Origin of the sequence: Acinetobacter sp. NIPH 1852 (assembly GCF_022549455.1) — a bacterium.
Classification (GTDB): domain Bacteria; phylum Pseudomonadota; class Gammaproteobacteria; order Pseudomonadales; family Moraxellaceae; genus Acinetobacter.
The window spans coordinates 1-12,160 of sequence record NZ_JAKZGG010000031.1; the positions used below are offsets into that span (position 1 = coordinate 1).

The following is a 12,160-nucleotide window of genomic DNA, read 5'->3' on the forward strand; positions in this document are numbered from 1 at the left end:
TACGGAATTAGGTCGCCCACTTACCCAAGTTACGCCTTAAATTTGGCTCAATTAGGGGCGCTTTGCATTTCAAATCTTTGTGCAACAAAGCCACTCAGGATTTAAAAGAAACAATTGCCTCTCTACCCAAAGGCAATACTCGTACTCCGATATTTGCAAAATCAATTGTTAAGCTATTTGAACAAGCTTGGTTATTAGCTTCTGCTGAGCAAACACCTTTGATTCGCAGTAGCCATTTAATTATTGCACTGCTCACAGCACCTGATTTACAACAAATTGCCTTCAGAGCATCGAGCTTATTTGAGCTATTCCCGATCGATACCATGAAACATAAGTTTTTGGATATTTGTGGTCAAAGTAGCGAACAAGCTCAAATTGAAGCGCCAACAGCATCAACCGAAGCACCAAAAGAAAAAATGGCAACGGTCATCAAAACACCTGCATTAGATCAATACACCATCAACCTCACTGCAAAAGCACAGAATGGACAGATTGATCCTGTTATTGGGCGAGAGTTTGAAATCCGATTAATGCTCGACATCTTGATGCGTCGTCGGCAGAACAATCCGATTCTGACAGGCGAGCCGGGTGTAGGTAAAACGGCGGTTGTTGAAGGTCTCGCATTAAAAATATCGCAGGGCTTAGTTCCAGAAGCATTGAGAAATGTACAACTGCACGTATTAGACATGGGGCTATTACAAGCGGGCGCGAGTGTTAAAGGTGAGTTTGAAAATCGCTTAAAACAAGTCATTCAAGAAGTTCAGGCCTCCACTCACCCGATTATTTTATTTATTGATGAAGCACATACTCTGATCGGTGCTGGCGGCCAAGCTGGACAAAATGACGCAGCCAATCTACTCAAGCCAGCCTTGGCACGTGGTGAGTTAAGAACCATCGCCGCAACAACATGGGCAGAATACAAACAGTATTTTGAGAAAGATGCAGCCCTAAGTCGCCGCTTTCAAGTGGTAAAAGTGGAAGAGCCGACTGAAGAAGTTGCCATCGATATGCTGCGCGCCATGATTCCTGTCATGCAAAACCATTTCAACCTACATATTGATGATCAAGCGATTGTCACTGCTGTTCATGCCTCTCATCGCTATATCAGTGGACGTCAGCTTCCAGACAAAGCGATCAGTGTATTAGATACTGCAGCGGCTCGTGTGGCATTAACTCAAAATGCCCAACCAGTAATCCTTGACCAGTTTAAAGCTCAACAACACAACCTAAAGTTAGAACAGCAAATTTTAACGCATGAACATCAGCAGTTCCCGATCCATCACGAGCGTTTAGAGCTGCTTAACCAAGAGCTTTCGACTTTAGAAAATGAAATACAAGAGATTGAAGCGCGATGGCAACAAGAACTTGCCTTGGTGAAACAGATCCAACAGTTAAACGCGCAAGATGAACATAGCGAAACCAAAGATCAGATCGCCGCGTTAAGAACAGACTTAACCAAGCTTCAAGGACAAAGTCCTTTGGTGTTTGAACGTGTCACGCCTCGAATTATTAACGAAATTATCTCCGACTGGACAGGTATCCCTGTTGGGAATATGGTCAATGATGAAATTAAGCAAATTTTAACGCTTGAAGATAAATTAGCTGAGCGCGTCATGGGTCAGGATTATGCACTAACCCAATTGGTGCAAGGCATTAAGACCTCTAAAGCCAAATTAGAAGATCCAAATAAACCCCAAGGTGTGTTCATGTTGGTCGGGCCAAGTGGTGTCGGGAAGACCGAAACTGCATTGGCTTTAGCCAATGAGCTTTATGGTGGCGAACAACACTTAATCACCATTAACATGTCTGAATATCAAGAAGCACATACGGTTTCCTCTTTAAAAGGCGCACCTCCAGGCTATGTTGGCTATGGTCAAGGTGGTGTACTGACTGAAGCAGTACGTCGTAATCCATATAGTGTTGTGTTATTGGATGAAATCGAGAAAGCGCATAGTGATGTACAAGAGCTTTTCTACCAAGTGTTTGACAAAGGAACTTTGGAAGATGGTGAAGGTCGTCTGATTGACTTTAAGAATACAACCATCTTGCTCACTTCAAATACTGGATCAAGTGCGATTATGCAGGCTTGCTTAAACCAACCTGTTGAAGAATGGCCAAATGCTGAAGACTTGCTGGAACATTTAAAACCAAGTTTATATAAACAGTTTAAGCCTGCATTTATTGGTCGTATGCGGATCGTTCCTTATTTCCCATTGCATGATGAATTACTGGTCAGAATCATTAAACATAAACTGGGTAAAATTGTTTCTAGAATTGAGAAGCAATATGCCACTAAAGTTCAGTATTCTGAAGAGCTCGTCGAACTACTATTGAACCGCTGTACTGAAGTTGATAGTGGTGCACGAAATGTGGACAATATCCTAAACTCGACGGTATTACCTTCACTTGCTACTGAAATTCTTGTTGCTTTAGCTGAGCATAAATTACCGAAACTTATCGTTATTGACGTCAAAGATGAAGATATTAGCTACCAATTAGATCCCGTTGAAAAAGGACCTAAAAAGCGTGCGAGTAGAAAAGCAAAAGCTGACGTTTAAGATTATTGAGATTGAGCCCCAATTGTTATGAATATGGACATATCCCCATTACTTACACCAATTCATGAGCAATCGCCTTGTGGTGATGATTACTCTTTTTCCAATGAGTTTCACACCATCAAAAAAGCGAGAACGCAAGATGATGTTTTGCTTGATCAAGGGGATTGGGTTACTGAACCTAAGCAAGCTGATTGGGATTTTGTTGCATCTACATCTATTGATTTGCTGCAATCTAAAAGTAAAGACATTCGCTTGCTTACGTGGCTTTCTGAGGCTTGGGCAAATCTTTACGGTTTTTCAGGGATTGCCAAAAGCCTAGAGTTAAGCCATCGCTTACTTGAGCAATACTGGCTGACGATCCATCCAGAAGTTGAAGATGATGATCTGGATCAACGGATTGGTTTATTGCAGGGGCTCATTAATCAGTTACCGTTACTGATTAAAAAAGTTTCGTTAGTTGATCACTCCCCTTTTTATCATTTGCTTGATTATGACAATTTTCTCTACCATGAAAATATTCGTCGCAAGCAAAATGATGAATATGACAGTACGAATAACAACACTGAATTAGAGCAATTTGAACAGGCTTTATTGAATACAGATAAAAACTTTCAATATCTAAACTACCAACATTTTAATGAAATCCTCCAGCAATGGTCTGTACTTAAAAATGTTTTGGATGGCTTATTGGGCTTAGATTCACCAAGTTTTGCAGCGATTGACTCAAGTTTAGATACGATTCATATCAGTCTAAAAAAGATCTATAAAACCGATCATTTTGAACAATCTACCCAACAAAGCGCAACCCAAGTCGAAACCCCAAGTGCACCGACAACTCAACCAGTTACAGCTCAGGTTCCAATGACCCACAATCAACTGTCCTTTCAACCACAAGTTCAATCGCATGTTGAAAATCGTGAACAAGCCATGCAAGTACTGCAAGAGATTGCCACTTACTTTCAAAAAAATGAACCACACAGCCCAGTGAGCTATATGCTGCAAAAAACAATTAAATGGAGTCAAATGCCACTACATGAATGGTTGGGTCAAGTTATTAAAGATGAGCATCCCTTACAAATGGTGCAAGACATGCTCGGCGTTCAGCCAAAGAATGAATACGAATAATTACTGGTAAATTGATATGTTTAAAGCAGAAAAAATTCTTTGGGGCGAAGGCTTATTTTTACGTCCACAGCATTTCCAGATCCAAGATACCTATCACGAGCAGCGTTTAAACCATACCATTCGCGCGTTAGTTCCTTATGCTTATGGTGTACAAAAACTCAAGTTTGATCAGGTGCAACTTTCAACCCATATTTTGGCGTTAGAAGAAGTCGAAATCATCTGGCAAGATGGAGAGATTTATAATGCTCCAGCACAAGACCTACTCCCTGAACCATTGCTGTTGGATGATATCAATCTAAAAGGTGAAATGGTTGTTTATCTTGCTTTACCTATTTTACAAGCCAACAAGAAAAATATTTCGGATGGAGATCACTCGCTTTCCAGTCGTTATCATAACTATTTAGCTGAAACGCACGATTTATTTACCGATGCGAGCCCAGCCGATCTCAGCTTATTACGTCGTCGCGCAGAATTTAAACTACTAGAACAACATATTCAGCCAAGTCAAAACCTAGATGGTTTTTTATATCTCGCTGTTGGTAAATTAAAACGCCAAAGTTCAGGTTCTTTTGAGTTGGATCAGAAGTTTATCCCACCCATTTTGCACATTGCAGCGTCAGAAGCTTTAACCAGCAACTTAAAACGAACCCTCAATGTCATTAAAGCAAAGATCAAAACCATTCAAAGCAGCAACCGAGAAAATGAACAAAAACTGATTGAGTTCCGCTCTGGAGATATTGTCTCATTTTGGCTGATTAACGCACTAAACACGTCTTATGCAGGCTTGAATCATTTATTACAGTATCCATTGATTCATCCTGAGCGTTTATTTTCCGAACTTTTACGTTTAACTGGATCATTACTGACCTTTTCGACCAATTATGACGTAGATCATTTGCCACATTACAAGCATCATCAGCTTCAAGAAAGCTTCCAGCAACTGGATGTGATCTTAAGAGACTTATTAGATACCATTATTTCAAACCGCTACTTCAATATTAACCTGAAAGAAATTCGACCATCTTATTGGGTCGGTAGTCTTGAGTCAGATAAAATCACCCGTGATACTCGTCTGTATATTGCCGTTTCAAGTAGCGTGATGCAAACGCACGAACTCATTCAGATCGTGCCATTGCGATTTAAAGTGGGTAGCACCATTGACGTTGAGCGACGTGTTGTGGCTGCTTTACCCGCCGTGCCACTGCACCATTTAATGCAAGTTCCAACGGCGATTCCAGTTCGTTCAGGTGTAAGTTACTTTGAGATTGAACCGCATCACGAGTTATATCAACAGATGCTTGAATCAGAAACCATTTGTGTCTATGTACCTGCTGGTTTTCAAGATATCACGATTGAACTTATTGCCGTAATGAATACCTAAGAGAACAATGATGACTCAACATCCGACGGGCATACCCTCTTTATTTGATGATGGAAAAATTGGTTCAGGTTTACCTGCATCAAATCTCCCGCAAAATAAATCTCAAACGACAAATTTGATAGATCTGCTGCATGACGGATTCTATTTGGTATTTTTAATTCGTAATCGTTATATCCCCTCAAATCCCAGCGATTTTCGTAGCAAAATCCTAGATTTATTAAATCGTTTTGAGCAACAAGCGAAACGACTTCAATTTTCGAGTGATGATATTCATGATGCTAAATATGCATTCTGTGCCTTAATCGATGAAACCATCGCCACTCAACAAGATGCTGCCTACTTCAACTTGCAAAATACGTGGTTGGTTAGCCCTCTGCAGCTCAGCTTGTTTGGTTCACAATTAGCAGGTTATCGTTTTTTTGAAATTTTGGAACAACTACGTAGTCGTGGTAAAGATCGCTTAGCTGCACTCGAGATTTTTCATTATTGTTTACTTTTAGGTTTTCAAGGGAAATATAGACTTGAATCCGTTGAAAGTTTAAATCATCTGGTCGCCCGTGTCGGCGATGAAATTGATTATCTGAAAGGTAAAAAAGCGGCTTTTTCCCCTTTTGCAGCGATCCCCGATCAAATTAAACATATTATCCATCATGAACTGCCATTCTTTTGGATCTTAATATTTTTATTGATGTTTGCTGCGCTGACTTTTGCAGGGCTAAAGTTTATGTTATCCCAACAAAACCAGAGTGCTTTATCTCCTTATCAAAATGTGATTTCAGCACCCGCAGAAGAAGCACATATTACAATCCATTTACCTTAGTTGATGCAGCATGATTCAGGAAAAACCTACCTCATTACGCATATTACAGACGAATAAAAAAAAGACTTTATCTCCTGTAATTTATTTATTCATCGGATTCCTATCAGGAATCATCTTTAGTTTATTGATATTTTTCATATTTTTTAAAGCCCAGTCGCACCAAGAACTAAATGAGACTGAACAGGCAGAAGTGTTGTTGCCGCCCCCAACAAGTACGCAACAAGATTCTCAAAGCACTCACGTGATCGAGTTTACTGCTCAAGAAAGCACTGAATCTGACGAAGATAGTAATTTTACTCAACCACAAAGTAGTGATTTAAATAAATTCTTCCAACATGCTGCGCCACCTCCAGTAAATTCAGGACAACAAACCTCGCCTTTCCCAATTGGACATAATGCGGGAAAAACAGCACAACCAAAGACTCCACAGCTCAGCAATAATAAAAATGGGCAACCTGTGAGTGACAAAGTAAATAAAATAACGACTCAACCAACCAAAACCAATGCAGCAAAGGAGGTTGAGGTTGAAGCCGAAGCACCTGAGGCAACGGTACAAATCAATGTGACCCAACGGCCCTTTTCTGTAAATGAACTGAAATAACCAATGATTTGGTTTATTTCCTTCTGTTTTATTTTGGTCGCTGTGACACTGACGTTGTTAATGTCTTATGAGTTACGCACTAAATGTTCACAATTATTACAGTCACTACTTCCCAGTAGCAGAAAAAAAATCGTCAATGCGATGCAGTTTGCGGAAAACATGCATCAAGCTGCTGCGCCTGAAAAAATCCAATCACACTGGCATCTACAACAGTGGTGGATTTTAATTGCAGGTTTCTTTTTATTTGCCAGTATTCTGATCTTTGCTTTCACACGTCCAATTAATTCAACGCGTATTGAAGCCGAATATTTAAAAGAAACAGACCCTCAGGTTTATGCATTATTGAATGGTGAAATACTCAGCCCACCGCCAGAAGTCGATGTCACCCTAATTCATGATGCACTCATCGAAGCAACACGTATCGAACAAGAATACCTCGCTCAGCACAGCGGTTCGGTTGATGCATCGCAGATAGAAGTACCCATCACTCATTCCCACGGTGCTTTGGATAGCAGCATGGTTGACCGTAAATGGGATAAGATGAATCCTCGTTATAAGCAGCGCTTACTCATGGTCTTTAAGATTATGAAGGAACAATATGGATATGAGCTGGTGTTACTGGAAGGTTATCGTAGCCCCGAACGTCAAAATATGTTGGCAGGAAATCCAAATACAACACGCGCAAGAAGTTACCAAAGCTACCATCAATTTGGATTGGCTGCCGATGTAGCATTTAAACGAAATGGTAAAGTGGTCATCACTGAACGCGATCCTTGGGCGATGAGAGGCTATGAACTATATGGCCAAGTTGCTGAATCAGTTGGTTTAACTTGGGGTGGTCGTTGGAAGTCCATTAAAGACTTCGGTCATACTGAATATCGCATGCCCGGCTTGAAGAAAACCAGAGAAATGGCGGAAATGCTCACCTCTGAAGGTCAGGTCAATAGCAATATTTCTTGACTTTATAACAAAGAAGCCCATACATATGGGCTTCTTTAACTGATTCATTCATGAATTAGATCAATGAATTATACCGATTGCTTCGGGTGTACCATGTTTTTCACAGCTAAGATATCTGCCAAGACTTGATCAGATATTAAGTTCTCAGCTTTAATCAAAGCCAGCACGCTTTGTCCCGATTCGTTGGCTTGTTTCGCAATACGAGTGGTCGTTTCGTAGCCTAAATATGGATTAAGCGCGGTAATGATACCAATTGAATTTTCGACCTGTGACTGACAAAGTTCGGCATTGGCACGAATCGTTTCAATACACTTGTATTGGAACATCTGCATCGCTTTGCCTAATAGCTCGATTGATTCAAACAGTTTAAATGCAATCAATGGTTCCATTGCATTCAACTGTAGCTGTCCTGCTTCCGCGGCTAGAGTAACCGCCAAATCATTGGCAATCACTTGATAACAGACCAAATTCATTGCCTCTGGGATCACAGGATTCACTTTACCTGGCATAATCGAGCTACCTGGCTGACGCGCTTCTAAATGAATTTCGTTTAAACCTGCACGTGGACCACTAGATAATAAACGTAAGTCATTTGCGATTTTTGAAAGTTTGGTTGCTGTACGTTTTAACAAACTCGACAACAATACGAAATCGCCCATATCCGATGTTGCTTCGATTAAATCAGGGGCACTGCTAATGTTTCGCTGGGTAATCTCTGACAATGATGCAATGGCATATTCACGATACAGCGTTTCAGTATTGATGCCTGTACCGATTGCAGTTCCGCCTAGATTAACCACACTTAAAGCTTCAGGCATGATCTGATTTAATTTATCTAAATCATTTTGCAAAGTCGTTGCAAAAGCACCAAACTCTTGCCCTAAAGTCATAGGTACAGCATCTTGTAGCTGGGTACGTCCCATTTTTAGAATATTGGCAAACTCATCCGACTTGGCTCTGAAACTTTCAATTAAATCGTTAAATGGTACGTTTAATTGTTGAATTGCAGTGATTAATCCAATTTTTATGGCTGTTGGGTAGACATCATTGGTTGATTGAGACATATTTACATCATTATTTGGGTGTAAATATTGATACTCACCTTTTAAATGACCAAGATATTCCAAGCCTACATTTGCAACAACTTCATTTATATTCATATTGGTTGAAGTTCCAGCACCACCTTGAATCATATCTACCATAAATTGATCATGATATTGATTATTTAAAATCTGTTGGCAGGCATATTGAATTGCATTATTTTTATTTTCTTCAATTTTATTTAGTTTGAAATTTGCATGTGCACATGCCGATTTCACCATTGCCAATGCTTTAATAAAAGCAGGAAATTGACTCAATTTATTCTGACTTAGATTAAAATTCTCAATTGCTCTTAAAGTTTGAACACCATAATAACAATGTGATGGAATTTCTTTATTACCTAATAAATCTTTTTCAGTCCGTGTGTTAATCTTAACGTTCATTTAAATAGACTCTGCTTAACAATGAATTTATATTAGAGGACAGATTGATTTTTTTCTAATGTAAAAAAATATTACTACATGCATTTTTTGCATAATAGATTATAATGCATATAAGCAGGCGTTAAGGATAGGTTATGACCTTGGAAATTCGATGGATTGAAGATTTACTTGCACTCGAGCAAGAAAAATCGATCTCCCAAGCAGCAGAGATGAGACACGTCACACAATCTGCATTTTCACGTAGAATTCAAAATATTGAAACGGCATTGGGTTTCCAAATTTTAAAACGGCATAGTAAAAATATCGACTTCACCGAAGCTGGACAAATTTTATTGGCTTCAGCAAAAAATATCCAAAACCAACTTGAAACAACAATTAACTATCTAGAAAAAAACATTAAAAACAATGAATTAACAGTTAAATTTGCAGTATCACATTCATTAATAACGCAATTTTTCCCAAGGTTTATCCACGATTTGTCACTCAATTTAGCAGACTTAAAATTAGAAATTATTGCAGCCAACCAGAAACAAGGGATGCGTTTGCTCAAGGATGGCTCATGTGATTTTTTAATTTGTTATTGTGATCAAAAAACGTTACAGCAACTTGACCCTTCCCTTTTCGCTTTCCATAAAATCGTAAAAATGGAAATACTCCCCGTTACCGCACTCAATAATAACCAACCAAAATTTTCATTTGATCAGCTTTTCCCACTCTTGGCTTATAGTAAACAAGCTTATTTAAGAAACTGTGTCGATGAGGTTATTGAGAATAAATTAAATTACCGTACATTATATGAAACAGACAATGCTGGCGACTTAAAAGAACTCGCTTTACAAGGCTTAGGTATTGCGTGGTTGCCAAAATTACTTATTGAAAAAGAAATTAATGAAAAAAAATTAATGATCGTAGATCAGGAAAATTATCATACATTTCAAAACATATATATTATAAGACGTGAAATAATACTTTCAAATCGAATAGGCTACATTTGGAATTCATTAACTTCTCGTTAATTTTAATATCTTTCATATTCCTTTAAATTTATTAAATCAATACAATATAAAAAAGTGATTGTTTATAAACTATATTTTGGATTAAGACCCCAAAAACTAGACAATCACTATAAATAAAGCTTTTTAAAAAACAATATAAACTATTCAATAGACCGCTCTCATAAATATTTTTCTTCACCTGATTGGAGAAAATCAAAAGGCTACAGAATAATGAAAGAAGTCTATTTTATAGGAATAATTTAAATCTTAACTATTATCTGCCAATCGACTGACTGGAATAATTGGTTCAACCATGACTTCATCTTGCTCTTCAACCTCATGCTTATCACCTTCAGTTCGCGCGATAACCGCGGTTGCAATACTATTTCCGATGACATTGGTTGCAGTACGCCCCATATCTAAAAATTGATCAATTGCAAGAATTAATAAAATACCGGCTTCGGGAAGTTGAAACATAGCGAGTGTCGAAGCAATCACCACAATAGATGCGCGCGAAACGCCAGCAATGCCTTTACTTGTGATCATCAAGGTTAATAAAATCAAAGCCTGCTGAGCAAAACTCAAATCCACATTATAGGCTTGTGCAATAAACAACACCGCAAAAGCCATATACATCATTGAACCATCGAGATTAAATGAATAACCCAAAGGTAATACAAAGCTAGTAATACGTTTCGGCACACCAAATTTATCCAAAGCTTCCATCGTTTTTGGATATGCAGACTCACTACTGGCTGTTGCAAACGCCAACATGGTTGGCTCACGAACCGCTCGCATCAATCTAAAAACATCTTTTCTCAAGAAGATATAGCCAAACGAAATGAGGATCATCCAAAGGATGAGTAAACCGACATAGAACTGTCCAATGAAAATACTATAATCAAGAATTAATTTAGGCCCTTGAACTGCAATTGCTGATGCGATTGCTGCAAATACCGCAATCGGTGCTGCTGCCATGACATAGTCGGTAATACGGAACATGACACGACATAATTCATCAATGATTCGACCAATGACTGAAGCACCCGTTTGATGCTGTACATACGCTAATGCTGAACCAAAGAAAATTGAGAACACCAAAATCTGCAAAATTTCATTATTTGCCATCGCTTCTGCAAAACTACGCGGGAAAATATGCGTAATAAATGTCTGCAAGCTTAAGCTGGAAGCACTCACGCCAACATCCACAGCTTCTTGTGGAATACTGAGATTCATACCTGCCCCAGGTTGGAAATAATTGGCTAAGCCCATCCCAAGCAAAAGAGAAATGAACGATGCACCAATAAACCAAGTCATTGCTTTGAAAGTAATCGATCCGAGTGAGGATGATTTCCCCATTGAAATTAGACCTGAAACAATGGTTGCAAACACCAAAGGTGCAATAATCATTTTAATTAATCTTAGAAATACATCGGTAACGATCTTAAAATAACCCGCGATGTCTGTTGTTTGTGCAGTGCTTAAAGTGCTATGACATGCCCAGCCCACTAATATTCCTGTGATCATCGCAATCAGAATATATTTGAGCAGTTTTTTTTGATTCATAATAGTTATTCCTTCCCTATTTCACTTTGCATCAAAATCACAAACATACATTTGATTTTTGATGACGATCCATGCTGATCTCATCAGATAGGCTGTGCCTTTCTAGAAGCACAAACCAATTGACTCAACAATTAGCAGAGGAAAGTGTTACTTTTTTTCAAAAAAAACGACAATGCAAAAATTAAATATTTCATGCAAAAAATGCATAATTTTGAGTGTTTTTTGAGTGATATAAATGAAATAAAATTCAGATTCAAAGCTCAAATAAGCAAGACTTGGTAGATGAAATACGAGTTATATTTATTTGATAAATTAAGTAAATTTTTCACACCTTTTATAATGATCTTGTAAAAAAGCGCTTTAGGATAAACTCGACAATCACGCTTCATGACATGCTAAATTGACTCCCCACTACAAATAATGATTCTGCATCTATAACTATTTACTGGAGAACATCGCCATTCATTTTTTATTTTAATCCGCACTCAAAGATTTACTCTAATCCAAGTACTTTTTATATGGGATATAAAACTATAGATATAAAAAAAGTCCTTGTTTACACAAGGACTTTTTGAATTTGGCGGAAGCGGTGTCCGTCTAACAGTAGTCCTAAGCAATCCAAGATAATATTATAAACATATATTTTTCAAATATTTATTATTTTTATTAT

The 12,160-nt window shown here is 38.3% G+C and carries 8 protein-coding genes and 1 pseudogene; 7 read left to right on the top strand and 2 right to left on the bottom strand.

Annotated elements, in window-relative coordinates:
- Window positions 1-98 precede the first annotated feature (98 nt).
- The 6 genes and pseudogenes from tssH to MMO38_RS16155 form a co-directional block, all read left to right on the top strand.
- Window positions 99-2,558: pseudogene (gene tssH / locus MMO38_RS16130) on the top strand (type VI secretion system ATPase TssH); the annotation flags it as partial.
- Between the two features lie 27 nt (window positions 2,559-2,585).
- On the top strand, window positions 2,586-3,683 hold the full coding sequence (gene tssA, locus MMO38_RS16135) for a type VI secretion system protein TssA (RefSeq protein WP_241324152.1): 1,098 nt from the start codon (window positions 2,586-2,588) through the stop codon (window positions 3,681-3,683).
- Between the two features lie 16 nt (window positions 3,684-3,699).
- Window positions 3,700-5,064, top strand: coding sequence for a type VI secretion system baseplate subunit TssK (gene tssK / locus MMO38_RS16140; RefSeq protein ID WP_005195646.1), 1,365 nt, complete (start codon window positions 3,700-3,702; stop codon window positions 5,062-5,064).
- A gap of 10 nt (window positions 5,065-5,074) precedes the next feature.
- Complete coding sequence (gene icmH / locus MMO38_RS16145) at window positions 5,075-5,884, top strand: type IVB secretion system protein IcmH/DotU (protein ID WP_241324153.1); 810 nt, start codon at window positions 5,075-5,077, stop codon at window positions 5,882-5,884.
- Window positions 5,885-5,894: 10 nt separating this feature from the next.
- Window positions 5,895-6,485 carry a hypothetical protein gene (locus MMO38_RS16150; protein ID WP_241324154.1) on the top strand — a complete coding sequence of 197 codons (591 nt, stop codon included), beginning with the start codon at window positions 5,895-5,897 and terminating at the stop codon, window positions 6,483-6,485.
- 3 nt (window positions 6,486-6,488) lie between these two features.
- Window positions 6,489-7,445, top strand: a complete 957-nt coding sequence (locus MMO38_RS16155) for a M15 family metallopeptidase (RefSeq protein ID WP_241324155.1) — start codon at window positions 6,489-6,491, stop codon at window positions 7,443-7,445.
- 68 nt (window positions 7,446-7,513) lie between these two features.
- Here the strand turns inward: MMO38_RS16155 and MMO38_RS16160 are convergent, their stop codons facing one another.
- On the bottom strand, window positions 7,514-8,929 hold the full coding sequence (locus MMO38_RS16160; RefSeq protein ID WP_241324156.1) for an aspartate ammonia-lyase: 1,416 nt from the start codon (window positions 8,927-8,929) through the stop codon (window positions 7,514-7,516).
- Window positions 8,930-9,063: 134 nt separating this feature from the next.
- On the opposite strand from MMO38_RS16160, the gene MMO38_RS16165 reads away from it, so the two are divergent.
- Window positions 9,064-9,945 (top strand): LysR substrate-binding domain-containing protein, encoded by an 882-nt coding sequence (locus tag MMO38_RS16165; RefSeq protein WP_241324157.1) that lies wholly within the window; start codon window positions 9,064-9,066, stop codon window positions 9,943-9,945.
- A 246-nt stretch (window positions 9,946-10,191) separates the two neighbouring features.
- On the opposite strand, the gene MMO38_RS16170 is transcribed toward MMO38_RS16165, so the two are convergent.
- Window positions 10,192-11,490 (bottom strand): dicarboxylate/amino acid:cation symporter, encoded by a 1,299-nt coding sequence (locus MMO38_RS16170; RefSeq protein ID WP_241324158.1) that lies wholly within the window; start codon window positions 11,488-11,490, stop codon window positions 10,192-10,194.
- Between the last annotated feature and the right edge of the window lie 670 nt (window positions 11,491-12,160).